Raw genomic sequence first — 24,086 nt, 5'->3', positions numbered from 1 at the left:
TTTTCCTCCTTACTATAGGTATTTTCTGTATAATATTACCAATAGCAAAGAGAAAAGCTTGTCACATTGAGGATAGTAAACAACCTATTTTCTGTGAAAGTACTTTATTTTCCGCCGTTTTTTCCGGGCATCATCCATTTACTTACCCGGTTAACTGTAATTCTTCTTAATATCATAAAGTTTGTCCAAATTATTGCCTGCTGAAAGCAGGCGAAGCTCCTGACCTTCTTTCTGATACCGGCTGACAATATCGGTCAGATAATCCATCAGGCTTTCGCCAATTTCTTCATGTCTTAACGCAAATTCAATGGTTGCTCTGACAAAACCAAGTTTGTCCCCGACATCATATCTTTTCCCTTCAAAATTGTAGGCATACACATCCTGAACCTTGCTCAACTGCGCAATTGCATCCGTCAGCTGAATTTCTCCATTTCTTCCCGGAGGCAATTCCGCGAGGATATCAAAAATTTCCGGATTAAGAATATACCGGCCCATGATCGCAAGCGGAATATCTGGCGCTTCCTCCGGGGCCGGCTTTTCAAACATGGCTTCCGCCTTGTACAGTCTCGGAGATATTCTGCTGCCATCAATAATCCCGTATTTGGACACTTCTGCCGGCAGTACTTCCTGTACGCCAATCAAATTGCTGTTATAAAGCTCGTAGTACCTAATCATTTGTTTCAGACAAGGCTCATCCGAATAGATTACGTCGTCTCCCAAAAGAACGGCAAACGGCTCATTGCCAATAAATCTTCTGGCACTGTAGACGGCATGACCAAGCCCCAGAGCTTCTTTTTGGCGGACATAATGGATATCGACCATCTCAGCAATATGTTTGACCATATCGAGCAATTCGGACTTTTCTCCGTTTTTTAGAAATAGTTCAAGTTCTACAGAACGGTCAAAATGATCCTCAATGGCTCTTTTGTTTCTTCCTGTGACAATAATGACATCTTCAATACCGGATTGAACCGCTTCTTCAATGATGTACTGAATAGTCGGTTTGTCTACGATTGGCAGCATTTCTTTGGGTTGAGCTTTGGTCGCAGGAAGAAATCTTGTACCCAATCCAGCCGCGGGTATGACTGCTTTTCGAATTCTCTGCAAGATTTTTCCTCCTTTTTTATTGTTGCTTTGGTTGTTTTTGAACAATCCGAGTTTAGTATGCCGAATTTATCTTACTTTTATGTTTTTTTCTGAATGGCTCCTATTTGCTACATGGAACCGCGGCATTCGTCCATCCGTGGACTTGCCGCTCCTTTCCCTCCATGGAACCGCGGCATTAGTCCATCCGTGGACGTCAAACGCCTCAAATGATTACTCAAATGAGGCGTTTTCGATATCCAGGATTTTCTTCAAAGTTTTTTATGAAAATTAAGATTTTTTTAAGAGATTCTATTTTAGCGGGTTTTTCTTTTTTTGCTCGAGCAGCGCTGCTTTTTCCAGTACCCGGTCAACAATTCCGTATTCTTTGGCTTCTTCAGCGGACATATAGTAGTCACGGTCCGTATCCTGCTGGACTTTGTCCAAAGGCTGGCCGGTTCTTTCGGCGAGAATCCTGTTCATTTTGTTTTTCGTTTTCAGCAACTGTTTGGCGTGAATTTCAATTTCTGTAGCCTGCCCCGATAAACCTCCCCCGGCAATTAACGGCTGGTGGATCAAAATCTCAGCATTCGGCAGGGCAGTACGCTTTCCTTTCGTGCCGGCGGCAAGCAGGAAGGCACCCATACTGGCGGCCATTCCAATACAAATGGTCTGTACATCAGGCCTGATATACTGCATCGTGTCGTAGATGGCCATCCCGGCAGTAATTGACCCTCCGGGGCTGTTGATATAGATGAAAACGTCCTTTTCAGGATCTTCCGCTTCCAGGAAAAGCAATTGCGCAACGACAACATTGGCAACGTTATCATCGATTGCTCCGCCCAGGAAGATAATACGGTCTTTGAGGAGCCTAGAATAGATGTCGTAAGAACGTTCACCGCGATTCGTTTGTTCAACTACCATCGGGATAAGATAACTCATATTTATTCCCTCCATCATTGATTGTTAATTTTGATATGTCTCTATTTTATTACAAAGGTCAATAAAGGTCAAATAATTTGGGCAAATTTTGGTCATTTCTTTGTTCAAACTATTTCATTCATATTATTTGATTAATTGCCAATAGTACGTTTGTCTAAACATCGAGACGGTATATAAATCATCTGTCAGGTTAAAATAATCCTAGTATAATGGATAAAAGCATTTGATACAAATCCATAAATACTGGAGGCGGAAATATGAATCTTATACCATTACATCCAATGCGGAATGCAGATCAGATACGCCGTGAAATCAATAGGCTTTATAGTTTTCCGTTTACTTTTTTCGAAGATGAGTTCGCTCCGCGCTTGGCCGTTCCATTTACCGACGTCTATGAAACCGACGAAGAGATCATTGTTTCCTGCGATCTGCCAGGACTGCAGAGAAGAGAAGATGTAAGCATTCAGATTGAAAACAACATGATAACCATCAGCGGCACTTTAAACCGCGAACAGCACGTGATTCAGGAAGATCGCCTACACAGAAAAGAAAGGTATACCGGTCAATTCCGCCGCTCCGTCTCTCTTCCGGCGGCCGTTTCCATTGATAATGTCAGGGCAATTTATAAAAACGGCGTTCTGAATGTATTCCTGCCCAAGACAGACAGCAGGGAGAAAAAGTCTGTACAGATTGACTTTCAGCATTAGTAGATCTCGAAACTGTGGCCCACAGACTGATCATAGGGGCGTTTATGTCTTCCTGCCAGAAAGTTGCTTGTGTGGTTATTCCTATTTGCCAAAAAATAATAAATAAATTTTTGTTGGTTATCGACCATAAACTGTTATAATGTATAAGGATAACTTTCAGCATCTTATGCTTTTATTTGAAGGGAGAATATTCGTGCCTAAAGTAATGATTTTCTCTGCGTCTACAGGACACGGACACAATCAGGCCGCAGACTGTCTGAAAAAGGAGCTTGAAGCTTCAGGCTATTCCGTCCGGATTGTAGAACCCTTAAAAAAAGAGGAAAGCTGGATCATGGAAGCCCTTATCGATGACGGTTATCATATACTCGCAACAAGATTACCGAAAATGTACGGTAAACTATATAAGATTACCTATAATGAGTTCTTAAATAAAAATGTCAAAAGAATTTTAAACAGGGCCATGGATAGTGTCATCGAACAGCTGATTCAGGAGTACAAGCCCGACCTGCTTATTACCACCCATCCTCTTCATGTCGGTGTTGTTTCCTATTTAAAAGCATCCGGACGCTTAAATCTGCCTTTTATTTCGCTGGTTACAGATTATATGGCCCATCAGTTTTATGTGAATAGTTTTGTTGATGCCTACATTGTTGGTTCACCTTACACCAAGGATACGCTTACGGAAAAAGGTGTTCCTGAAAACAAAATACACATTTTCGGCATTCCGGTACGGGAAGAATTCCGCCAGCCCCGCCTTGTCAGAAACAATGATGTATTTACACTGCTGATCATGGGCGGGAGCATGGGCATCCCCTATATCAGAAAATGCCTGAAAACGCTTATGGAAAACCGGCATCATCTTCGCATCCTGGTCGTATGCGGAAGTAATCGCAAACTTTGGACTGATCTTGCGAAAAAGTACGCAGGTACCTTTAACGACAAAGATGTCGTCATTTACGGTTTCACATCGAACATCTATGACCTGATGGACCAGTCCGATGTGATTATCACAAAACCCGGCGGTCTGACTGCCTCGGAAGCGATCAATAAAAATATCCCCATCATTATTCCATTTTTTATTCCGGGACAAGAAGAAGAAAATACCGAGATTCTAGTTAAAGCAGGTGTTGCTGTCAGAACATCAAGGATTTCCGAACTTAATCCCCTGATCGACAGTTTCTGTCTAAATCCCGGTTTGCTTGAAGAAATGCGGGAGAATGCTTCGGACTTGGCCCGACAGCTTTCTCCGGGCAGTATCGTAGGGTTGGCTGATCAGCTGCTGTATGAAAGCCTTCAAGTCAAAGAATATCAGAGAGCGCATCAAAGTTAATATTTCTAAGCAAAAAGCAAGGCGGTGCTGCAAAACTACTAAAGTAGTTGGCGACACCGCCTTTTTTAATATTAAAAGACAAAGAAACCAAAGAAGGTAGGGCTACGCAATGTACAACCGCTTTCGGCAGTTGCGCCCTCCATGGCGCAAACTGCTGCGCTGCGCAATCCGTGCTCCGCTTGTCGCTGGATGTACATTGCATAGCCCAGTCTCTGGTCTTATGTAATCGTTTATTTTTAAAGATTAGCCTGTATTTTCCGCAATAAAAATAGGCTGTTGCCCACGAACGATATGTTCGTTTTGCAACAGCGCCTTTTTTTTTCATCTGCGTATTTCTTTAAGATCTCTATCTAATTCCTGCCGGAAAGCGGAATATATTCCCGTCTTGGAACAACGCTCTTATAGGCCGGTCTGACGATTTTCCCATTATTCACGATCTCTTCGATCCGGTGGGCACTCCATCCTGACATTCTGGAGATCGCAAAGATCGGGGTAAACAGTTCCAGCGGAAGTCCCAGCATTTTATATACAAAACCGGAATAAAAGTCCACATTGGCACTGATGACTTTGCCTGACTTGTTATGGCCCAGGACAATATCCGGAGCAAGTCTTTCCACTCTACAGAATAAATCAAACTCTTCGGCCAGATCTTTCTCCTGAGCGAGCTTCCCGGCATATTCTTTAAGCAGGACTTCCCTCGGATCAGAAATCGAGTAGACTGCATGGCCGATCCCGTAAATAAGACCAGACCTGTCAAAAGCCTGTTTATTCATAATCTTCATTAAATAAGCCTTGATTTCATCCTCATCCTGCCAGTCTGTGACATTTTGTTTAATGTCTTCAAGCATATTGTAGGTTTTAATATTGGCGCCTCCATGCTTGGGACCTTTTAAGGCACCAATAGCAGCAGCCATGACCGAATAAGTGTCCGAACCGGTCGAGGTAATGACATGCGTAACAAAGGTCGAATTATTCCCACCGCCGTGTTCGGCATGCAGGACCAGGGAAATATCCAGCAGGGCGGCCTCAAGCTTGGTGTATTTGCTGTCCGGCCGTAGCATGTGAAGAATATTTTCCGCTGTGCTGAGATGAGGCAGCGGACTGTGCAGAAACAGGCTCTTGTTTCCATGATAATGCGCACAGGAGTGATAGCCATACACGGCCAGCAAAGGCATCCAGGCAATCAGTTTCATGCATTGTTTCAGGACATTTTCGATGGAATTGTCATCGGGGTTGTCATCATAGGAATATAGGCTCAGGATGCTCCTGGCCAGCATATTCATGATATCCTTGCCCGGGCTTTTTAGGATAGTACCCCGGACAAAGTCCTCGGGCAGTTTTTGATATGCCGACAGCATCTGTTCAAAATCCTTCAGCTCCTTGGCGTTCGGAAGATGCCCGAACAGAAGCAAATAGCTCGTTTCTTCAAAGCCGTATCTTTCGTCTTTAATAAAGCCGTCGACGATGTCATTAATATCGATACCTCTATAGGTTAATCTTCCCGGAACGGGAATCTTTTCTCCTTCGTCTATGATATAGGAGTGCACTTCACCAATCTCGGTCAGACCGACGAGAACACCCTTGCCTTCAATATCTCGCAAGCCCCTCATTACTTGATATTTACTATATAGCTCAGGATTGATTTTACTACTGTCTATCGCTTTCTGCGTCAGTTCTTTAAACATTTTTGTTTCAAATTGTTCGAATTGTATGAACTCTGTTTGTTCCATTTCCCTACCTCCTCTGGATCATAAAGAAAGCTCGGCTGGCACCAAGCCTTCAGCGATAACATTCACCATTTATTCTTCCTGTCATTATAATTCGTTTTCGCTTTGAAGTAAATGTATTATAATGACTAAGAGCAACCATCCTATTCGCAGACAAGTCTAACAAAGCCAGACTATAAATCAAAAATTCTATGATCAAAAAATTATTATAAAATTATCATTTGAGGTCATGCTTATGAAAAAAAGACTCCTGAATATCCTCCTCTGCACAGTTGCTACCGTATTCATTGCGGGCGGTATGATCGCCTACCAATATACCAACCAGATTTCTTTTCAAAATCCTCCGAATCCTTCGCCGCTTCCGGAATCGGAGCCGGTGCCTTCCTATGTGGATATCTCTATCACTTCCGTCGGCGACATCCTGATTCATAACACGGTCTATATGGCCGCTTACGATTCTTCAACAGGTTTATATGATTTCAGCAGTCAGTTTCAGTATGTTAAATCCTATCTTGAAAATGCCGATATTACCGTGGCCAACCTGGAGACCTCACTGGCCGGGCCTGAGCAGGGCTATTCCGGTTATCCCAAATTCAATACCCCTGATTCGATCGTTGATGCTCTGAAGGAATCAGGCGTTGACATCGTTACCGCAGCCAACAACCACCGTTTAGATCAGGATGTCACCGGATTCTACCGGACGATCGATGTTGTCAAAAACAAGGGACTGGATATTATCGGTGTCAAAGCTACCGAGAAGGAAACCACCTATGTCATCAAGGACATTAAAGGTGTTAAAGTGGCGTTTGTCAATTTTGGCTACGGCTATCCGCAATATGACGGCAGCCTGAGCATCAATGGTCTTATCCTTCCCGTCAACATGACCGGACTGATGGATACCTTTGACCCGCAGGATTTTGACAGTTCTGCGCAAACCATTAAGGCGAGAATCACTGAAGCAAGACAGGCCGGAGCGGAAATTGTCATTTTGTGTATGCACTGGGGAGATGAATATCAGCGACTGCCTAGTACCTTTCAGCAGGACTTAGCCTCCGTACTGGCTGACTGCGGCGCAGATGTGATTTTTGGGGGCCATCCGCATGTGCTCCAGCCCTTCGAACTTTTGGCCACAGACAACAATGGAACTGTTCCGGTTTTTTATTCTCAGGGAAATTTTATCTCAGATCAGCGTCAGGAAACCGTCGATAACATTTATACCGAACAGGGAATCATCGCCAATGTGACGATCAGGGTATATCCAGATCACACCCATCATGTTCTCCAGGCGGACGCCGTTCCTACTTGGGTGAATAAAAAACGCCTGAATAATCAATTGATTTATGAGGTTATACCAGCCAAAGCTGCTCTGGACAATCCGGGACTGTATCCCCTTCTGAAGGATGCAGATCTGGAACGGATCCGGTTCTGCAGGGACACTGTGCAAAAACTAATGCCAGAAGCAGGAAAAAATTCGAATTCCAATCCAACTGAAATAAAAGGGTTAGAACCGTAAAAATAAACCTATGCGCATATGTTCATATGTCCATAGGTTTATTTCTTTATCACCTTGCCTCCCCGGACTTCATAGAATAAAATAAATCAAATATCTTACAAATCAGCCTGCGGGGGGGATCCGGCATGTACGCCTATACATTTAAATATGGTCAGCGTGCAGCATTCTTTGTTGTCATTATTCTGGTACTTATTACTCTTGAAGTGCTGCTTTAGTCCAATCTTAACCCAAATCGATGCTGTGCTAGTATTTTTCCATCGGGACAATAGCTTTAGCAGCTGCTGATCCGACGAGTGACTTCAGAATATCTCCGACAATAAAGGGTATATAACCCATAAAGAGGACTCCGGCCAGGGTGACTGTCTGTCCGGTCGACCAAAGCCATATGGCCAGGGATATTAACCCCGGAACATAGACAAGGACAAGCTGGGCAAAAAGGATAATGCCGGTCAGCGGCAAAGCTTTACGGTTTTGGGTCCTGGAATCAATCATACCGCCGATAAACAGCGCTGCAAGGATAAACCCAAACACATAACCAATTGTCGGCCCAGCAAGCGCCGCCGCTCCGCCTTTGAAACCCGCAAACCACGGAATTCCTGCCAAACCGCCGACAGCATAGATTGCCATACTGATACCGCCCCATTTTCTACCCAGCAGCACAGCAGCCAGGATCACCCCAATCTGGGAAGCCACCAAAGGCACGGGAGTAAATGGCAGGTAGATTTTCACCTGAGCAAGCAGGCCAGTCAGGCAGGCCAGACTTACTGCCAGAGCAATTTTGGCAAACATCGTTGACTGCGTGCGCCATTGGAAATAGGACAAACGTTTTTGACGGTAAACTTCGAGCGTATGCAAATTTTGAATCATCATCATTCCTCCGTTCTGTTCTTTCATGTAATAAACTATATTCTCAGTACTATATCATTAGGACGCTTCGTTTTCAATGCCATTTTCCATGTAAATACTGTATTCATTTTGGGAACCGCGAACGTACTTCTCGTTTAATCGTGTAGGGCCACAGAAATTTCTCCCGAGATGATCGCTTTGATCTCCCCGGTCTGCGCCAGCCTTACGACCAGTTCCCCTTTGGGCCCGAGGTCGATTACCTCAGCGGTCTGCACCGGCCCCTCCCTGTTTTCGAGGACCACTTTTCTGCCTATGACTTCGGAACGCTCCCGGCAGATGGTTAAGATCCTGCCCAAATCAACCGTTCTGAGGTATTCCAGGTAAAGCGGTTCAAATCCATTTAGGATCCCGGCTGTCAGCCTGGTCCTGTCGTGTTCCCCGCCCGTCTCGAGACGTAAAGAAGTCGCTGTGGATTTCAGTTCATCAGGAAAATCCGTTTCAGCGAGGTTCACATTCAGACCGATGCCGATCACCACTACCGGGGTCCGCCTGCTGCTGACCGACATTTCCGTCAGAATCCCTCCGGCCTTCTTTCCGTTCAGGAATAGATCATTTGGCCATTTGATGGTGATTCCTCTTCCAGGGAAAGAAATAGCTGCTTCGTCCACTGCCAGGCATACTGCCGCTGCGCCGGCCAGCGTCAGCTGGGGTATCACATCCGGCGGGAGTTGAGGTTTCAAAATGATTGACATCCAGATCCCCTTGCCTCCCGGTGACTGCCACTTTCGGCCAAAACGTCCCCGGCCGGTCGTCTGCTGTTCACTGATGATCACAGTTCCTTCTTCTTCAGCCAAAGCTCTGCGGGCTGCTTCACAGTTGGTGGAGTCCAGCACGTCAAAACAGAGGATCTTTCTTCCCAGAAAAGTTGTCCGGAGATATTGTGTTATTTTTTCAGGGCTGAGAGATTCGTTCATGACTCGGTATAAGCCCCTATCCTGCGGTATTTCTGATAACGCCTTTCAAGAACATCGTCGAGTTGTTCCAGCATGGTTCTGAACGGGACCTTTAACAAATGTTCCTTGATCACGACAGCCATCGCCTCAGGATCATGATGGGCACCGCCCAAAGGCTCCGGCAGAACCATGTCGATCAGGCCCATTTGCTGCAAATCCTGAGCAGTAATCTTCATGATCCGGGCTGCCTCTTTTGCTCTGGAGGAATCCTTCCAAAGGATACTGGCAAAACCTTCAGGAGACAGTATGGAATAGATCGAATGCTCCAGCATCCAGATCTCGTCTGCGATCGACAAGGCCAACGCCCCGCCGCTGCCTCCTTCTCCCAGAACAATGGAAATAACAGGCGTCCGCAGACTGACCATTTCCATCAGGTTGCGTGCAATCGCTTCTCCCTGGCCCCGTTCCTCCGCCCCGATACCAGGATCAGCGCCTGGTGTATCAATAAAGCAAATCACTGGCCGGTGAAATTTTTCCGCCTGCTTCATGAGCCTTAACGCTTTACGGTAACCTTCGGGATTTGTCATCCCGAAATTTCTTTTGACATTTTCTTTGGTATTTCTGCCTTTTTGCTGGCCAATGACCGTTACCGGCAGATCGCCCAGTCTGGCGACGCCACCGACAATGCAGGGGTCATCCCGGTACATCCGGTCTCCATGCAGCTCAATAAAGGAGTGGAAAATCCTCTCGATATAATCGAGCGTGGTGGGTCTTTCCACCATTCGGGACAGGGTCAGCTTATCCATCGCCGTCAAATTTGAGAATGCTTCCTCTTTCATCCTGGTAAGCTTCTCTTCTAATCCCTCAATCTCTGATGAAAAGTCGGCTTGCTTATCTTCAGCAAGCTTCCTTAAATCACTCAGCTTATTATTCAGTTCCGCTAATTCTTTTTCCCGCTCGAGCATAGCCACACTCCGTCTTTTTGCTTAACGCCTGTAATGAAGCTTAATCAGGCGAGACAAGGTTAGTTTAAGGTCCTCTCTGGCCACGATTTTATCAATAAAACCGCGTTCCAGAAGAAATTCTGCTTTCTGAAAACCTTCCGGCAGCTCCTGCCTGATGGTCTGTTGAATGACCCTCTTGCCGGCAAAGCCGATCAGTGCGTCCGGTTCCGCCAAAATGATATCTCCCAGCATCGGGAAGCTGGCCGTGACGCCGCCCGTTGTCGGGTCTGTCAGAACCGCGATATACAGTCCTCCCTGCCGACTGTGTCTGCCAACGGCTGCAGATGTTTTCGCCATCTGCATCAGGGAAAACATTCCTTCCTGCATCCTGGCCCCACCTGAAGCAGTAAAAGCAATGATCGGCATTTTCCTTTCAGCAGCGAATTCAAAGGCCCGGGCCACTTTCTCGCCAACGACCGAACCCATGCTGCCCATCATAAAGTTACTATCCATCACCGTAATCACAGCATCCTGGCCATGAATCTTGCCATACCCTGTCAGTACAGCTTCCGAAAGGCCCGTCTTCTCCTGGCCAGCGCGGATTTTCTCTGCATAGCCTTCAAAGTCCAGCGGATTGACGCTTTTCATATCCTGATTAATTTCTTTAAATGTACCGGTGTCCATGATCAAGTCGACTCTTTCCCAGGCTCCCATCCTGAAATGGTAGCCGCAGCGGACACAGACCTTGTTATTGTTACTGAGATCCTTCGTGTAAACTGTCTCTCCGCAATTCTGGCATTTTGTCCACAGCCCGTTCGGAATGGCAGGCAAAACACTCTTTTCCCCCTGCCCCTCTATCTCCGCCGGTGCCGGCTGACTATTATTCTGTTGTATGGTTAGATAACGCGGTTTCTTAAAAACCCTGTTTAATTTAAACATGAACACCAACCGTAATCATTTTTTTTGGCTGTCATTACGCTCCATAGTCAAATTCTTTGGCAATGAAGGATGTGTCAATTTCTGCGCTCCTAAATTTCGGGTTATTCAGAATCTGAAACAGAAATTCAATATTCGTGTCAATGCCTTCAATGATAAACTCATCAAGGGCCCTGCGCATTTTACTGATGGCTTCATTCCTGTCCTGGCCATGCGTAATCAGTTTCGCGATCATCGAATCATAGGTCGGCGGGATATCATAGCCGTTGTAGAGTGCGCTGTCCAGTCTTACGCCATTTCCTCCGGGCCAGAGAAGGATATTCACTTTGCCGGGAGACGGCCTGAACCCGAGTGCGGGATTTTCCGCATTGATTCGGCATTCTATGGCATGGCCTTGAATATGCACGTCGTCCTGCCGGATGTTTAGCTGTTCTCCCGAGGCAATTTTCAGTTGTTCCTTCACAATATCAATTCCTGTAACCAGTTCGGTTACAGGATGCTCGACCTGGATACGGGTATTCATTTCCATAAAGTAATAGCCACCGTTGTTGTCAACTAAAAATTCGATGGTCCCGGCGCTTTTATAACCTACCGCTTGAGCAGCGCGGACAGCTGTATCCCCCATTTTCCGCCTGAGCTCGTCACTCAGGACGGTTGAAGGAGCCTCTTCAATGACTTTTTGATTTCTGCGCTGGATTGAACAGTCTCTTTCTCCGAGGTGAATGACATTTCCATAGTGGTCCGCCAGGATCTGAAATTCGATATGTCTCGGCTCCACCAGATATTTCTCCAAATACATCGAATCATCATCAAAGGCAGCTTGGGCTTCTTTCTTGGCCATATCATAAGCCTTTTTCAGTTCATCCCGGCTCCAGACAATCCGGATACCCTTGCCTCCGCCGCCTGCCGATGCCTTCAGCATGACTGGATAACCAATACGCTCCGCAGAAGCCTCTGCCTGTTTAAAATTAGCCAACACACCTTCAATACCAGGAACGATAGGGACACCCGCCTGGCCCATGATCTGCCGAGCCTTAGCTTTATTTCCCATCATTTCAATCACTTCCGGGTCAGGACCGATAAATGCGATATGGCACGCTTTGCACATCTCGGCAAATTTGCTGTTTTCCGCCAAAAAGCCAAATCCCGGATGAATGGCTTCCGCGCCCGTCAGAACCGTTGCACTGATAATATTCTTGGTATTCAGATAGCTGTCCCTTGCTCTGGCCGGCCCGATACAAACCGTCTCATCAGCAAGATCCACATGCAGGGAGTTCCTGTCGGCTTCCGAATAAACCGCAACTGTTGCAACTCCGATTTCCCGGCAGGCCCGAATAATCCGGACCGCTATTTCGCCTCTGTTGGCAATGAGTATTTTTTTGAACAAGTTTTCACCCACCAACTTTATTAACTGATAAAAAACTTGATTTCGGCTTCGGCAGCTTTTTCCCCGTCAACCGTGGCAAGGGCTTTGCCGATGCCGGCAGGACCTTTGATTTTTATGATTTCTACTTCCAGCCTCAGCACATCACCAGGAAATACCTTCCTTCGGAACTTGGCATTGTCAATTCCGGTAAAGTAAGCGAGCTTACCCTGATATTTTTCCATTTTTAATAAAGCTACCGCACCGGCCTGAGCCAGCGCTTCAATAATGAGTACACCGGGCATTACCGGTTCTTGCGGAAAATGTCCCTGAAAAAAATACTCATTGATCGTAACATTTTTATAAGCAACAACCCTTTTACCTTCTTCTAGCTCTTCGACTCGGTCCAGAAGAAGAAACGGGTATCGATGCGGAATGATCTCCTGAATCTCTTTGATGTTCAGCACCTTTTTACCTCCACAATAGTTCCGCTTGCATCCTTGCCGCTACTTGGTATTAATTTCAAACAGCGGTTGGCCAAATTCGACCATTTGCCCGTCATCAACCAGAATGCTAAGAATTTGCAGGTCTTCTTCAGCTTCAATCTCATTCATCAGCTTCATCGCCTCGACAATACAAAGCGTATCTCCTTTTTTGACTTTGCTACCCGCGCTGACAAAGGGTTTCTCTCCGGGCGACGGTGCCAGGTAAAAGGTTCCAACAATCGGTGCATTAATCGTCTGCGACGCTTCAATTTTAGAACTTGGATGTTCCGGAGCCGCAGTCTCTCTTCCGGCTGCAGCCCCGGTCATAAAGCTCTGCACCGGCTGAAACGCAGGCTGAAACATAGGCTGAAGCTTTTCTTTCTTCAAAACAATTTTATAATCCTCTTGCTTAAGCTCAAATTCAGTCAGCCCGGACTCATCCACCATTTTTATCAGTTCTTGAATTTCTTTTAAATCCATCACTTTATCCCTCTAACCATTTTTTTAAGATAATGGTAGCATTATGGCCGCCAAATCCAAGCGAATTGGATAGAGCGTAGGTCAAATCCATGTTACGCCCGCAATTCGGCACATAATCCAGGTCACATTCCTCATCTTTAACCTGATAGCCGATCGTCGGTGGTACAAAGCCCTCCTGCAGTGCTTTGGCGCAGATAATCGCCTCTATAGCTCCTGCTGCTCCCAGTAGATGACCGGTCATTGATTTTGTCGAACTCACCGGTATTTGATAAGCTTTTTCTCCAAATATGGCTTTGATCGCTTCCGTCTCAAACTTGTCGTTGTACGGTGTACCTGTTCCATGCGGATTGATATAGGATATTTCTTCCGGACCAATTCCGGCATCAGCTAAGGCAAGCTTCATCGCTCTGGCCGCGCCTTCCCCTCCCGGTGCAGGTGCGGTCATATGGTAGGCGTCGCAGGTAGCTCCGTAACCAACTACTTCGCCATAGATTCTTGCATTCCTCTTTCTAGCATGCTCCAAAGATTCCAGAACCAAAATACCCGCACCTTCACCGATCACGAACCCGTCCCGCTCCTTGTCAAACGGGATGGAAGCCCTGTTGACATCATTGCTGTTGCTCAAAGCGGTCATGGAAGTAAATCCGGCTACCGCTAGAGGCGTAATCGGGGCTTCGGCACCACCGGTAACAATCATATCCGCCTGACCGTCTCTGATCTTCCAAAAAGCTTCACCGATGGAATGCGTTGCCGAAGCGCAGGCTGTGACAATACTGTAGTTAATTCCTTTGGCACCAAGCTTGATCGCAATATTCCCTGAAGCCATATTACTGATCGCCATCGGAATAAAGAAAGGGGAAACCCTGCCAGGCCCTTTCTCGGTCAGTCTGCTGTGCTGTTCTTCGATCGTTAGCAGACCGCCTATCCCCGATCCAACCAAAACACCTAATCTTTCCGGGTCGATCTCGGCTGCTTTCAGACCCGCGTCTTCATAAGCCTGCTCTGCCGCCACCACTGCCAACTGGCAGTAGCGGTCCATCCGTTTGGCTTCTTTCTTGTCCAAATGCATTTCAGGATCAAAATTTTTGATCTCAGCACCAATTTTTACTTTATGGTCCGTCGTATCAAAGGCTGTGATCGGACCTATTCCGCATTTTCCCTCTTTGATGCCCTGCCAGAATGTGGCTGCATCGTTGCCAAGCGGAGTAACCGCCCCAATTCCAGTAATAACTACGCGTGTTCTCATATTGTTGGTCTCCTCCTAAAATGCCATTCCGCCGTCAACGCTTATGACCTGGCCGGTAATGTATTCACCGGCGTCTGAAGCTAGAAATAAAACCGTATCGGCGATATTCTCCGGTTTACCAAACCTCTTTAAAGCAATGCTTTCTTTGGTCAGTTCTTTCACTTTATCCGATAATCCTGACGTCATATCTGTCTCAATAAAGCCAGGGGCTACAGCATTCACCGTGATGTTTCTGCTGCCGATTTCCTTGGCCAGGGATTTAGTAAGTCCAATAACACCGGCTTTGGCCGCTGCATAATTAACCTGCCCTGCATTTCCGAGAATTCCAACAACAGAAGTGATATTGACGATCCTGCCGCTTCTTTGTTTGACCATGATAGGAACAGCATGTCGGGTGCAATTGAATACCCCTTTGAGGTCTACTTCTACGACTCGATCAAAATCGTCTTCTGACATCCTCATGAGTAAACCGTCGCGGGTTATCCCTGCGTTATTGACCAGAATATCAATGGTTCCAAATTCTGCTTTGGCCATCGCAATCAATTGTTCCGCTTCACTGAATACACTGACGTCCGCTTTTAGAACTAAGGCCCGCCCTCCAAAGTTTTCAATTTCCTGAGCAAGCTTTAACCCTTCCTGCTCGCTGCTTACATAATTCACCGCAATATTCGCGCCTTGTTCAGCAAGCTTTAAAGCGATGGCTCTGCCAATACCCCTGCTGGCACCTGTAACAACTGCTGTTTTCCCCTTTAGCATATCCTACCTCCTCCTGGAATCCAATATTGATAGAAACCGTGACCTGTACCTAGATTTCAAGTACGTTCTTAATCGTTAAAGTATTTCACCACAGCTTCGAGAGATGTCGGGTCTTCGACATTCAGAACCTTCACGTTCTTGTCAATCTTTCTCGCAAAGCCTTTTAAGACACTTCCAGGTCCCAGTTCCACAAAGGTATCTACGCCGTCGGCGAGCATTCTTCTGAAGGACATCTCCCAAAGGACGGAACGCATGACTTGTTGTGGCAATAGTTCCTTGACCGCCGACTTATCCGCCATATAATCTGCAGTGACATTTGAAATCACCGGGATCCGGGGATCAGAAAATTCAATGCCTGCCAGCTCGTCAGCCAATTTCCGGGCCGCCGGTTCGAGCAAGCCCGTATGAAACGGTCCGCTGACTTCAAGCGGGATCACCCTTTTGGCCCCGAGCTCCATAGCTCTGGCCGACGCGGCTTCCAAGGCCTTGTTTTCCCCGGATATCACAACTTGACCTGGGCAGTTATAATTGGCAATCCGTACAATCCCAAGGCTTTCAGCCGCAAGACAAGCCTCCTCGACCCCGGATGTTTCCAAACCGAGGACTGCAGCCATTCCTCCAACACCCTGAGACACAGCCTCCTGCATATACCTGCCTCTGTTCCGGACTAGTTTCACAGCCGCCTCAAATGGCAATACACCGCTCAAGACCAAGGCAGAATATTCACCCAGACTGAATCCGGCTGTCAGATCAGGATTGATCCCCTGATCCATCAACGCCCTTGCGGCTGCCACACTGACTGTAAGAATGGCGGGCTGTGTATGTTCGGTTTTATCCAGTTCCTCTTTGGGGCCGTTAAAACACAGGCCACTCAGCGAATATCCGAGCTCCTGATCCGCCAGGTCAAAAACCGCCCACGAAACATCGTTATGCTGATAAAGTTCTTTGCCCATGCCAACATACTGTGAACCCTGGCCCGCAAAAATAAACGCTGTCTTTCTATCCATTCTTTCCGTATCCTCCAATAATCATCCGATAATCATCCGAATGTGGGGGACAAAGGGATGGTTCTTTTGTCCTCCACACGTATCCCTTTAGCGGGTAATACTGTCAAGCTTAATAGCTTTCAGACGTTCCCCTGCCTGGGCAAACATTTCTTCAATAATCTCTTTACAGGTCTGTTCTTTTTTAATCAGACCTGCGATTTGCCCGGCCATGACCGATCCGTAATCCGTATCTCCCTCTTTGACAGCCTTGCGCAGCGCACCGGCACCAATCGTCTCATACTGCTCCAGAGGTGCCCCCGTCCTTTCCAGCTCTTCAAACTGCCGGGTAAGTTTATTTCTGAGGACTCTGACCGGGTGACCTGTTGGCCTGCCTGTAACGACTGAATCGATATCTTTAGCTTTCAGGATTCTATCCTTATAGTTTTGATGCACGGTACATTCTTCGGCAGTTAGGAACCTTGTGCCAACCTGGACACCGCTTGCACCCAACATAAAAGCTGCGGCAATCCCTCTGCCGTCACCGATTCCCCCAGCAGCAATCACCGGAATATTTACAGCGTCAATCACCTGAGGAAGCAAGGCCATGGTCGTCAGTTCACCGACATGTCCGCCGGACTCTCCGCCTTCCGCCACAACGGCATCTGCCCCTTCCTTCTCCATCCTGCGGGCCAACGCAACGGAAGGAACTACGGGAATGACCGTAATGCCGTTTTCTTTCCACATTTTAATATATTTCCCGGGACTTCCGGCGCCTGTTGTCACTACTTTTACCCCTTCTTCACAGACGAGACGGGCAATGGCTCCGGCATTTTCACTTAACAGCATGATATTTACGCCAAAAGGCTTGTCTGTCAGAGCTTTGGCCTTCCTAATCTCTTCTTTGACATATTCGACAGGTGCGTTGGCCGCCGCAATGATACCGATTCCGCCGGCGTTCGATACGGCCGAAGCAAGTGAGCTGTCCGAAATCCAGGCCATACCGCCTTGAATCAGCGGGTATTTTACGCCCAGTTTATGAAAAAAACCAAAGTTATTCATGCCATTCTCTCCTTCAATTCGTTCGCTTATTCATATAGTCAACCAGATCTGCTACGCTGATTAATTCTTCAAGATCTTCAGTCGGAATTTCAATCCTGTATACATCTTCCAGCTCCATGACAATTTCAAAAATGCTTAGAGAGTCAATTCCGAGGTCTTGCTGGAACTTGGTGGACAGCTGGATTTCCTCCGGTTCAATCTCAATCTGGGAGGCAATAATCCTGCAGATCGTGTCAAAAGACATCATTTACCCCCTATGGTCCATTTAATCAGCATTGCGCCGTAGGTAAGTCCTCCTCCGAATCCGACAAGAACGAGCAGATCCCCTTCATGGATTAACTTCCCTTTGGCCATTTCATCCAGGGCAATTGGGATACTCGCACTCGAAGTATTTCCATAACTGGGAAGGTTGACATAAAACTTCGCCTGATCCACCTGCAGCTTTTTGGCCGCTGAATCGATGATCCGCAGGTTCGCCTGGTGCGGTATGATATGGTTAATGTCTTCCAGCGTATAAGGTGTCTTTTCAAGCGTCTTCAAAATACACTCAGGTAAAATATTGACTGCAAATTTAAAAACTTCCCGTCCGTTCATTTTGGCATATGGGGGCTTAGCTTCCCCGGCCTCAATAAAGACGTTCTTGAGCGGAAGGGCAGGACATTCCAAACATTCACCCTTGCTCCCATCAGAACCGATTACTTCAGAAATAATGCCCTGATCTCCTCTTTTAATAACCGCCGCACCCGCCCCGTCTGCAAACAGGACACAAGTGCCGCGGTCTTCCCAGTCCGTGATTTTGGAAAGGGCCTCGGCCCCGATGATCAGTGCCTTTTGATACATCCCTGTTCTGATAAACTGGGAGGCAATGCTGAGTCCAAAAATAAAACCGGTGCAAGCCGCACTGATATCAAAACAAGCTGCCCGGCTGGCTCCGAGACTATTCTGGACAAAACATGCCGTTGACGGGAAAAAATAGTCCGGTGTAACCGTGGCCACAATAATCAGATCAAGCTCCTCAGCGGCAACTCCGGCATCATCAAGCGCTCTGCGGGCGGCTGCAACTGCCAGATCCGCTGTGGTTTCCGTCAGTGAAATTCTGCGTTCTATGATCCCTGTCCGGGTACGGATCCATTCATCGCTTGTGTCAACAATCTTAGACAGATCATCATTCGTCACCCTGTTTTCAGGAACATAACTGCCAGTGCCAATTATCTCAACGTCATACATATTTCCAAATTTCCTTTTCTCTCATATTATTTCGTTTATTATCATCCATTACGAATCTTCTGTTCGTTTACCTTTTTCATATACCTTTTGTGTATCTCTTGTTAATGATTAAAGGAATACTTTGAATCAAAAAATTCGGTGAGTTTCTGCAATGATTCGATTAAAATATTCTCCTGTTCCCCTAATCCGAGAAGCATATGCTTAACCATATCCAGATGGAATTTTTCATGAATCCTGTAGGCAAGCTTTCCCCTTCTGGTCAGGCTGATCCTGACAATTCTCCGGTCTGCCTCATCCCTTTGTCTGGAAACATACTCCTTTTTAACAAGGTTATTGATAAAAGAAGTAAGCGCTCCGACAGTGATACCCAGATCGGCGGCAACCTGAGACATTGTCCTATCCTGATACATTCCAATCGCTTCAATCGCATGCAGTTCTGAGATAGACAGATTATTTAATGGTCCTTTCTTAATCTCGTTCTGCTCTACATCTAGAATTTGATTGAATGTTCCAATCAGAAGTTCATTTAAAACAGTACGAATATTTGTTTCCAACCTTTCACTTCCTCTCAGCGCATAATCAAAGTTTACCTCATTTTTAATTTGGTTGTCAAATATTTTAGTATTCAAACCAACTTGTACATCTCCCGGTTTAATCTGAATATTTTTAGAAGGATTTTCACTATCCCTTTATGGATTTTCTTATTCTAACCTTTAAGGCGAAAAAAATTTGGGGTTGGGTTTGTCCTTCTGTCCGGCGGACAGGTAATCCCTTCATACAATGAGAAGAGAAAAAATATCTGCTGGGAGTGAGCTTTCATGACCTGTCCGAAAGGAACAATCTCATATCAGATCAAGCCGGGTGATACTTTTTATAGCCTTGCCCGCAAATTCAATACAACTGCAGAGGCAATTGCATCGGTGAACACAGGAGTAAACCCGAATAACCTGAAACCGGGGGTCTTGATCTGCATTCCAATCAGGAGGAGCGTTGTTTCATGTCCACCGGCGAACCGTTATGTTATCAAAGCTGGTGATACCTTTTCCAAATTGGCCGGTAAATACCACCTTTCAACAGCTTCACTTATCTCACTGAACCCCGGAGTTGATCCCACGAACCTGCGGATTGGCCAGATGATCTGTCTTCCTGTCAGGAGACGGAGAAGATCCCACTAAGGACTATGTGATCAGAGATATAAGAAGTGACAGAACAAATAAATTCCAGAAGGATTCCACAGCAGCCATGATTTGCGTCCCGCTTTTTTCCGGTGTCACATTAAAAGTCTCCCCCACTGAAATACTGCCAATGCTTAAAGAAAGAAACGAAATAAACTGAGTTACACGCGTTTTTCCGATTGTCCCGGAAAAGGAAGATGGATAAAGCGTGTAGACCAGATTAAAGAGCAGCGCGAAAAACAAAATGACTGTTATCAGCGGAAGAATAATATCCTTTAATTTGGCGTCTTTGCTTTCCTCGAGGGTTAACGTTTCGAAGATATAAGCCCCGGCGCCCAGAGAAGCAATGATTGCATAGATATTGACAAAAAAAATAAATCTTGAATATCCGCTGCTAAAACTGCGGCCGTACAAACTGAACCCGACCGTAAACGCGGCCGCAGCTCCAAAAATTGCCGGCATAAGCAATATCAGATTGGGCCCGGAGGGAACCGAACGTTCAAAGAGAGGATAGATGCCGTTATTCCAGCTATTTTGCTGCATTGGACAGCCCCAAAGCTTTCTGGAATTGCCCTGCTGCGGTTGATAATAGTAATTTACCGGGTTGCTGTGGTTTACGGTATATTTGTAATTGAAGTCATTCGTGTGAGTCACCCCATTCCAGAAAATGATTATGACAATAATAATATATGCAGTCTTCTTCAATAATTTTCCATTTATGCAAACCTTATAAAAAAAGACGCCGGAGCGTCTTTAAAAATTTATTGGTTTTGCCGTCCACATAGTAAATTAATTTTTGTTCATAATAATAAGAGGTATAAACGCCAAAGCTTTAGCGTTAATAAGATACTCGCCCAAGGAGGTGAAAAAAATGGGTTCAATTAAATGTACAGTCACCGAGTGTCATTACAATAAAGATGTCATGTGCGATGCACCGATGATTCAGGTGAATCACAGCGGGGCCGAGCATTCCCAAGGCTCGGAAGAGACACAGTGTGATACCTTCAAACCTCAGAAGTAATCAATACCAGGTGTATGAGATTTCAAAGCCCATGTTCGCATCATGTCACCGTTGGTATGATACGAACATGAGCTTTTATTTTATTGTTTCCTGTAAACCGTTCCCTGAAACATGGCGATGAGATTATCTTTCTCATCTGTGACTTCAACCAGATAGGTCGCTATTTTCCGGTTTAGGGATACTTCTTTGGCCCTGGCGGTGAGTATTCCCAGACCGGCAGCTTGACAATAGGTAATACTGACATTTACGGCAATTGCCGTACCCTCCCGGGAATTCGACGCTGCAGCGAGTGTCGAATCCGCCAGCGTAAAAATGGCTCCTCCCTGAACGATCCCAAGCGCATTCAAATGGTGCTCGTCTATCTTTAACCTGGCCTCAGCCGTTCCGGCTCCGGCTTTGAGTATTTCTATCCCAACATATTTTGCAAAAATATCCTTACTCATTTCCTCTAATATGTTATCCATTTTGTTATCCTTTCTGCCGAGCCGGCATGAACCAAAGGAAGTTCAAACCAGAAATGGCTTCCCTTTCCCTCTTGACTGTCAAATCCAAGATTTCCGCCCATCAGTTCAATCAATTCTCTGGCAACCGGCAACCCAATCCCGGTACCTTCGATTAAATGGTTGATATTCGATGCCCTGAAAAAAGGATCAAATATTTTACCCTGTTCTTCCAACGGAATGCCTAAACCACTATCGATGATGCTGAAGCGCAGCCACCCATCAAACTCCTGACAGCTGAATTCAACGATTCCATTATCAAAACTATATTTAATCGCATTCGAAAAAATATTCAGCAGCACTTGTTTCAAACGGATCTGGTCTGCCGCCACACAATAATTCTCACACCTGGAATACGCTGCCGTGATCGCAATTCCTTTCAGATCAGCCAGCGGCTTGACTAAGTTGATCGAAGCTTCTACGACAGGTTTTATTTCTACCGGTTTAATCACGACATCAAATTTGCCTGTTTCAATCTTCGCGAGATCAAGGACTTTATTAATCAGGTCAAGTAAGTGGTTCCCTGCTTTATAGATTTCTTTGACACTCTGCTTCTGAAATTCGTTTAAAGGAGCCTCCGTATCGATCTCCAGGAGTTGGGCAAAGCCCATAATCGCATTCAGGGGTGTTTTAAATTCGTGGCTCATACTCGAGAGGAATTCCGATTTGGCCAGGCTGGCCCGTTCAGCCTCCATCTTGGCTGAAATAAGCGAATTCTCCAGGGCCTTCCTATCGGTAATATTCCTTACGGAGATGGAAACACTATGCCTATCATTGTCAATAAGGGCTATCCGTGCCTGATACCAACGGACGCCTTTTGAAGTGTTCAGGAAATATTCAAATACCTCCGGTTCCTTGCCTTGAATAGCACGACTGATCAAGGTCATGTTGATTTTTGCGGTCTCCTCATCCATAACGGAATAAAAGGAGGAACCAATGATTTCAGCAGCCGGTCTAATCAAAATACTCTTATCATTTGTCCAAGCATTCCGAACGATTCCGGATTCATCTACTTCAAAAATAGCATCATCAATGGATTTTACCAGAGCCTGCAGATTTTCTTCCTTTTTCCTGATTTCAGACTGGTAAACTGTCAGATTGGCATCGAGATGATGCAGCCGTTTACCTAATTGTACGACTGAGACTGCCGTATCCTGCAGCTCTTTAATGAAGAAATCCGGTTGTTCCTGGAGGTACTGTCCTGTGCCGATATCAAGGACCATCTGCTTAATCCTGGCCAGAGGCTCCGAGATCGCCTTGTTTATTCGATGAGCTTTCCGGTAAAACATGATGATAAATATACTATAGAAAATAAGAAGACCTACAATGATAAAACGGCCAATACGGTACAATTGATCGCTTAAACCGTTCAGCGCGGCATAGAGCTTTTCTCCCTGACCAGCAATCGACATACCTGATACTTCTTTATGCAGCCAGAAGTGCGCGAGAATGAAAATAGCAATAAACACCAATCCCATGATGATCAATGGAATGAGTGCTTCGCAAACATAGGTGCGCCAAGTCCACTGGAAAAGCGGTAGCTTTTTCTTTAACTCTTTTGACCTCATTCCAACACCGCCGCCGTTTATTACATTCGATGACCATGGGCAGAACTTGTTATTTATAGATTTCCGTAATTTCCCTGATTACCGGCATAATTTTCAGAAAATGATCGACAAGAGAAGGATCGAAGTGTGTGCCTCTGCCTTTTTCTATCTCAGCTGAGGCTTCGTCGATTTCCCACGCCTTCTTGTAAGGGCGCTCCGAAATCAAAGCATCAAACACATCACAAATGGCGGTGATTCGTCCCACCAACGGGATCTCCTCTCCTTGAAGCCCGTTCGGATAACCGTTTCCATCCCATTTTTCATGATGATACAGCGCAATCTGCTCAGCAAGCTTAATCATTTCTGCTGAACTACCGGCCAGGATCTGAGCCCCTTTAACGGTATGGGTTTTCATTTTTTCCCAATCATCAGGAGTGAGTTTTCCTGGTGTCAGCAGTACTTCGTCGGGAATGCCAATTTTCCCAATGTCATGCAGCGTACTGGCATGAAACATTAGTTCACAGTCCTTTTCCGGCAGTCCGAAGGCTTTACCAAGTTCATACGTGTATTTGCTCATTCGCACAATGTGATTTCCTGTCTCGCTGTCCCGAAATTCTGCGGCTCTCGCCAGCCTGTGGATCAGTTCAACCTGCAAATCTTCCAGTTCTTTTGTTCTCTCCTGGACTTTATTGACCAGTCTGCGGTTGTTCTCTTTGATTTCATTGTTCAGTAAACGTATTTCCAGTATATTTTTGATTCGCATCAGAACTTCAGCATAATCGAAGGGCTTCCCAATAAAATCTTTGGCGCCGAGCGTCAATGCTTTCAGTCTGTGCTCCTGATCGTTGTAGGCTGTAATGGCAATGATCGGAAGAAAGTCATCCTCTTTGACTGCATTCAACTGCTCCATTACCTCAAATCCATCAAGGTAAGGCATCCTTAAATCCATTAAAATCAGATCGGGATTATGCTCCCGATATAAGGACAGGGTTTCCCTGGAATCAGTGGTGGACATGATATTGCTGTATCCCGACATTTTTAACAGTTTTTCAAGTAACAAAATATTTACTGAATTATCGTCGACGATCAGTATTCTGGCCCTTGAAATACTATCAGTATTTATCTTCATCCGCCTCCCAATCTTTCACAAATCAACTGCTTATTAATGAGGAAATTTCCGGTCAGCCAGCCACTATATCTTAATATACCTTATTCTTATGGGAAATTCTAGATAAAAAATGTTTATCCTTGGAATCTCTA

At 45.8% G+C, this 24,086-nt stretch carries 27 protein-coding genes; 5 read left to right on the top strand and 22 right to left on the bottom strand.

Going from position 1 to position 24,086, the window contains the following annotated elements; genetic code table 11:
- Window positions 1-150: 150 nt before the first annotated feature.
- Entirely contained in the window at window positions 151-1,107 is a 957-nt protein-coding gene (gene galU / locus NC238_11015) for a UTP--glucose-1-phosphate uridylyltransferase GalU (GenBank protein MCM1566452.1), read from the bottom strand.
- 288 nt (window positions 1,108-1,395) lie between these two features.
- The gene (gene clpP / locus NC238_11010; protein MCM1566451.1) at window positions 1,396-2,025 is read right to left on the bottom strand and encodes an ATP-dependent Clp endopeptidase proteolytic subunit ClpP; all 630 of its coding nucleotides are present in this window, start codon (window positions 2,023-2,025) and stop codon (window positions 1,396-1,398) included.
- Between the two features lie 257 nt (window positions 2,026-2,282).
- Between clpP and NC238_11005 the strand changes: the two genes are divergently transcribed.
- A complete protein-coding gene (locus tag NC238_11005; protein ID MCM1566450.1) occupies window positions 2,283-2,732 on the top strand; it encodes an Hsp20/alpha crystallin family protein in 450 nt (149 codons plus the stop codon).
- 193 nt (window positions 2,733-2,925) lie between these two features.
- Complete coding sequence (locus tag NC238_11000) at window positions 2,926-4,062, top strand: galactosyldiacylglycerol synthase (GenBank protein ID MCM1566449.1); 1,137 nt, start codon at window positions 2,926-2,928, stop codon at window positions 4,060-4,062.
- Here the strand turns inward: NC238_11000 and NC238_10995 are convergent.
- Both NC238_10995 and NC238_10990 read right to left on the bottom strand, forming a co-directional pair.
- Window positions 4,031-4,387: a hypothetical protein gene (locus NC238_10995; protein ID MCM1566448.1), complete on the bottom strand. Its 357-nt coding sequence runs from the start codon at window positions 4,385-4,387 to the stop codon at window positions 4,031-4,033. The two genes, NC238_11000 and NC238_10995, sit on opposite strands and share 32 nt — an antisense overlap.
- Window positions 4,388-4,412: 25 nt before the next feature.
- Entirely contained in the window at window positions 4,413-5,792 is a 1,380-nt protein-coding gene (locus tag NC238_10990; protein ID MCM1566447.1) for a citrate/2-methylcitrate synthase, read from the bottom strand.
- Between the two features lie 232 nt (window positions 5,793-6,024).
- Between NC238_10990 and NC238_10985 the strand changes: the two genes are divergently transcribed.
- Window positions 6,025-7,302, top strand: a complete 1,278-nt coding sequence (locus tag NC238_10985) for a CapA family protein (protein ID MCM1566446.1) — start codon at window positions 6,025-6,027, stop codon at window positions 7,300-7,302.
- A gap of 243 nt (window positions 7,303-7,545) precedes the next feature.
- On the opposite strand, the gene NC238_10980 is transcribed toward NC238_10985, so the two are convergent.
- The 14 genes from NC238_10980 to NC238_10915 form a co-directional block, all read right to left on the bottom strand.
- Window positions 7,546-8,169 (bottom strand): biotin transporter BioY, encoded by a 624-nt coding sequence (locus NC238_10980; protein MCM1566445.1) that lies wholly within the window; start codon window positions 8,167-8,169, stop codon window positions 7,546-7,548.
- Window positions 8,170-8,303: 134 nt separating this feature from the next.
- Entirely contained in the window at window positions 8,304-9,122 is an 819-nt protein-coding gene (locus tag NC238_10975) for a biotin--[acetyl-CoA-carboxylase] ligase (GenBank protein ID MCM1566444.1), read from the bottom strand.
- Window positions 9,119-10,066 carry an acetyl-CoA carboxylase carboxyltransferase subunit alpha gene (locus NC238_10970; GenBank protein MCM1566443.1) on the bottom strand — a complete coding sequence of 316 codons (948 nt, stop codon included), beginning with the start codon at window positions 10,064-10,066 and terminating at the stop codon, window positions 9,119-9,121. Before NC238_10970 ends, NC238_10975 begins: the two co-directional genes overlap by 4 nt.
- A 21-nt stretch (window positions 10,067-10,087) precedes the next feature.
- The gene (accD, locus tag NC238_10965) at window positions 10,088-10,984 is read right to left on the bottom strand and encodes an acetyl-CoA carboxylase, carboxyltransferase subunit beta (protein ID MCM1566442.1); all 897 of its coding nucleotides are present in this window, start codon (window positions 10,982-10,984) and stop codon (window positions 10,088-10,090) included.
- Between the two features lie 34 nt (window positions 10,985-11,018).
- Window positions 11,019-12,368, bottom strand: a complete 1,350-nt coding sequence (locus NC238_10960) for an acetyl-CoA carboxylase biotin carboxylase subunit (GenBank protein MCM1566441.1) — start codon at window positions 12,366-12,368, stop codon at window positions 11,019-11,021.
- Window positions 12,369-12,388: 20 nt separating this feature from the next.
- Window positions 12,389-12,811: a 3-hydroxyacyl-ACP dehydratase FabZ gene (gene fabZ / locus NC238_10955; protein MCM1566440.1), complete on the bottom strand. Its 423-nt coding sequence runs from the start codon at window positions 12,809-12,811 to the stop codon at window positions 12,389-12,391.
- 39 nt (window positions 12,812-12,850) lie between these two features.
- A complete protein-coding gene (gene accB, locus NC238_10950) occupies window positions 12,851-13,309 on the bottom strand; it encodes an acetyl-CoA carboxylase biotin carboxyl carrier protein (GenBank protein MCM1566439.1) in 459 nt (152 codons plus the stop codon).
- Between the two features lie 4 nt (window positions 13,310-13,313).
- Window positions 13,314-14,555, bottom strand: coding sequence for a beta-ketoacyl-ACP synthase II (gene fabF / locus NC238_10945; GenBank protein ID MCM1566438.1), 1,242 nt, complete (start codon window positions 14,553-14,555; stop codon window positions 13,314-13,316).
- A gap of 15 nt (window positions 14,556-14,570) precedes the next feature.
- Window positions 14,571-15,311 carry a 3-oxoacyl-[acyl-carrier-protein] reductase gene (gene fabG / locus NC238_10940; GenBank protein ID MCM1566437.1) on the bottom strand — a complete coding sequence of 247 codons (741 nt, stop codon included), beginning with the start codon at window positions 15,309-15,311 and terminating at the stop codon, window positions 14,571-14,573.
- 68 nt (window positions 15,312-15,379) lie between these two features.
- Window positions 15,380-16,318, bottom strand: coding sequence for an ACP S-malonyltransferase (fabD, locus tag NC238_10935; protein ID MCM1566436.1), 939 nt, complete (start codon window positions 16,316-16,318; stop codon window positions 15,380-15,382).
- A gap of 87 nt (window positions 16,319-16,405) precedes the next feature.
- On the bottom strand, window positions 16,406-17,356 hold the full coding sequence (gene fabK / locus NC238_10930; protein ID MCM1566435.1) for an enoyl-[acyl-carrier-protein] reductase FabK: 951 nt from the start codon (window positions 17,354-17,356) through the stop codon (window positions 16,406-16,408).
- A 13-nt stretch (window positions 17,357-17,369) separates the two neighbouring features.
- Complete coding sequence (locus tag NC238_10925; GenBank protein ID MCM1566434.1) at window positions 17,370-17,600, bottom strand: acyl carrier protein; 231 nt, start codon at window positions 17,598-17,600, stop codon at window positions 17,370-17,372.
- The gene (locus NC238_10920) at window positions 17,600-18,583 is read right to left on the bottom strand and encodes a ketoacyl-ACP synthase III (GenBank protein ID MCM1566433.1); all 984 of its coding nucleotides are present in this window, start codon (window positions 18,581-18,583) and stop codon (window positions 17,600-17,602) included. Before NC238_10920 ends, NC238_10925 begins: the two co-directional genes overlap by 1 nt.
- Before the next feature lie 101 nt (window positions 18,584-18,684).
- Entirely contained in the window at window positions 18,685-19,137 is a 453-nt protein-coding gene (locus NC238_10915) for a MarR family winged helix-turn-helix transcriptional regulator (protein MCM1566432.1), read from the bottom strand.
- Window positions 19,138-19,401: 264 nt separating this feature from the next.
- Between NC238_10915 and NC238_10910 the strand changes: the two genes are divergently transcribed.
- Complete coding sequence (locus tag NC238_10910; GenBank protein MCM1566431.1) at window positions 19,402-19,758, top strand: LysM peptidoglycan-binding domain-containing protein; 357 nt, start codon at window positions 19,402-19,404, stop codon at window positions 19,756-19,758.
- Window positions 19,759-19,761: 3 nt separating this feature from the next.
- On the opposite strand, the gene NC238_10905 is transcribed toward NC238_10910, so the two are convergent.
- Window positions 19,762-20,463 carry a hypothetical protein gene (locus NC238_10905; protein MCM1566430.1) on the bottom strand — a complete coding sequence of 234 codons (702 nt, stop codon included), beginning with the start codon at window positions 20,461-20,463 and terminating at the stop codon, window positions 19,762-19,764.
- 166 nt (window positions 20,464-20,629) lie between these two features.
- On the opposite strand from NC238_10905, the gene NC238_10900 reads away from it, so the two are divergent.
- Window positions 20,630-20,779: a DUF1540 domain-containing protein gene (locus NC238_10900; protein ID MCM1566429.1), complete on the top strand. Its 150-nt coding sequence runs from the start codon at window positions 20,630-20,632 to the stop codon at window positions 20,777-20,779.
- Window positions 20,780-20,859: 80 nt separating this feature from the next.
- Here NC238_10900 and NC238_10895 read toward each other — a convergent pair whose 3' ends face one another.
- The 3 genes from NC238_10895 to NC238_10885 are packed head-to-tail and all read right to left on the bottom strand — an operon-like array spanning window position 20,860 to window position 23,955.
- A complete protein-coding gene (locus NC238_10895; protein MCM1566428.1) occupies window positions 20,860-21,243 on the bottom strand; it encodes a PaaI family thioesterase in 384 nt (127 codons plus the stop codon).
- Window positions 21,228-22,847, bottom strand: a complete 1,620-nt coding sequence (locus NC238_10890) for an ATP-binding protein (protein ID MCM1566427.1) — start codon at window positions 22,845-22,847, stop codon at window positions 21,228-21,230. The genes NC238_10895 and NC238_10890 overlap by 16 nt, the downstream gene beginning before the upstream one ends.
- Window positions 22,848-22,896: 49 nt before the next feature.
- The gene (locus tag NC238_10885) at window positions 22,897-23,955 is read right to left on the bottom strand and encodes a response regulator (GenBank protein ID MCM1566426.1); all 1,059 of its coding nucleotides are present in this window, start codon (window positions 23,953-23,955) and stop codon (window positions 22,897-22,899) included.
- Window positions 23,956-24,086 lie beyond the last annotated feature (131 nt).

The organism is Dehalobacter sp., from assembly GCA_023667845.1.
Classification (GTDB): Bacteria; Bacillota; Desulfitobacteriia; order Desulfitobacteriales; family Syntrophobotulaceae; genus Dehalobacter.
The sequence above is the reverse complement of the archived record's forward strand: the minus strand, read 5'-3'. Positions and strand labels throughout refer to the sequence as shown.

What these genes read in the sequence shown, in the direction of transcription:
- clpP (MCM1566451.1), bottom strand. Translation starts at nt 2,025, where the DNA reads ATGAGTTATCTTATCCCGATGGTAGTTGAACAAACGAATCGCGGTGAA.
- NC238_11005 (MCM1566450.1), top strand. Translation starts at nt 2,283, where the DNA reads ATGAATCTTATACCATTACATCCAATGCGGAATGCAGATCAGATACGC.
- NC238_10995 (MCM1566448.1), bottom strand. Translation starts at nt 4,387, where the DNA reads ATGAAAAAAAAAGGCGCTGTTGCAAAACGAACATATCGTTCGTGGGCA.
- NC238_10990 (MCM1566447.1), bottom strand. Translation starts at nt 5,792, where the DNA reads ATGGAACAAACAGAGTTCATACAATTCGAACAATTTGAAACAAAAATG.
- NC238_10985 (MCM1566446.1), top strand. Translation starts at nt 6,025, where the DNA reads ATGAAAAAAAGACTCCTGAATATCCTCCTCTGCACAGTTGCTACCGTA.
- NC238_10980 (MCM1566445.1), bottom strand. Translation starts at nt 8,169, where the DNA reads ATGATTCAAAATTTGCATACGCTCGAAGTTTACCGTCAAAAACGTTTG.
- NC238_10975 (MCM1566444.1), bottom strand. Translation starts at nt 9,122, where the DNA reads ATGAACGAATCTCTCAGCCCTGAAAAAATAACACAATATCTCCGGACA.
- NC238_10970 (MCM1566443.1), bottom strand. Translation starts at nt 10,066, where the DNA reads ATGCTCGAGCGGGAAAAAGAATTAGCGGAACTGAATAATAAGCTGAGT.
- accD (MCM1566442.1), bottom strand. Translation starts at nt 10,984, where the DNA reads ATGTTTAAATTAAACAGGGTTTTTAAGAAACCGCGTTATCTAACCATA.
- accB (MCM1566439.1), bottom strand. Translation starts at nt 13,309, where the DNA reads ATGGATTTAAAAGAAATTCAAGAACTGATAAAAATGGTGGATGAGTCC.
- fabF (MCM1566438.1), bottom strand. Translation starts at nt 14,555, where the DNA reads ATGAGAACACGCGTAGTTATTACTGGAATTGGGGCGGTTACTCCGCTT.
- fabG (MCM1566437.1), bottom strand. Translation starts at nt 15,311, where the DNA reads ATGCTAAAGGGGAAAACAGCAGTTGTTACAGGTGCCAGCAGGGGTATT.
- fabD (MCM1566436.1), bottom strand. Translation starts at nt 16,318, where the DNA reads ATGGATAGAAAGACAGCGTTTATTTTTGCGGGCCAGGGTTCACAGTAT.
- fabK (MCM1566435.1), bottom strand. Translation starts at nt 17,356, where the DNA reads ATGAATAACTTTGGTTTTTTTCATAAACTGGGCGTAAAATACCCGCTG.
- NC238_10925 (MCM1566434.1), bottom strand. Translation starts at nt 17,600, where the DNA reads ATGTCTTTTGACACGATCTGCAGGATTATTGCCTCCCAGATTGAGATT.
- NC238_10920 (MCM1566433.1), bottom strand. Translation starts at nt 18,583, where the DNA reads ATGTATGACGTTGAGATAATTGGCACTGGCAGTTATGTTCCTGAAAAC.
- NC238_10910 (MCM1566431.1), top strand. Translation starts at nt 19,402, where the DNA reads ATGACCTGTCCGAAAGGAACAATCTCATATCAGATCAAGCCGGGTGAT.
- NC238_10900 (MCM1566429.1), top strand. Translation starts at nt 20,630, where the DNA reads ATGGGTTCAATTAAATGTACAGTCACCGAGTGTCATTACAATAAAGAT.
- NC238_10895 (MCM1566428.1), bottom strand. Translation starts at nt 21,243, where the DNA reads ATGGATAACATATTAGAGGAAATGAGTAAGGATATTTTTGCAAAATAT.
- NC238_10890 (MCM1566427.1), bottom strand. Translation starts at nt 22,847, where the DNA reads ATGAGGTCAAAAGAGTTAAAGAAAAAGCTACCGCTTTTCCAGTGGACT.
- NC238_10885 (MCM1566426.1), bottom strand. Translation starts at nt 23,955, where the DNA reads ATGAAGATAAATACTGATAGTATTTCAAGGGCCAGAATACTGATCGTC.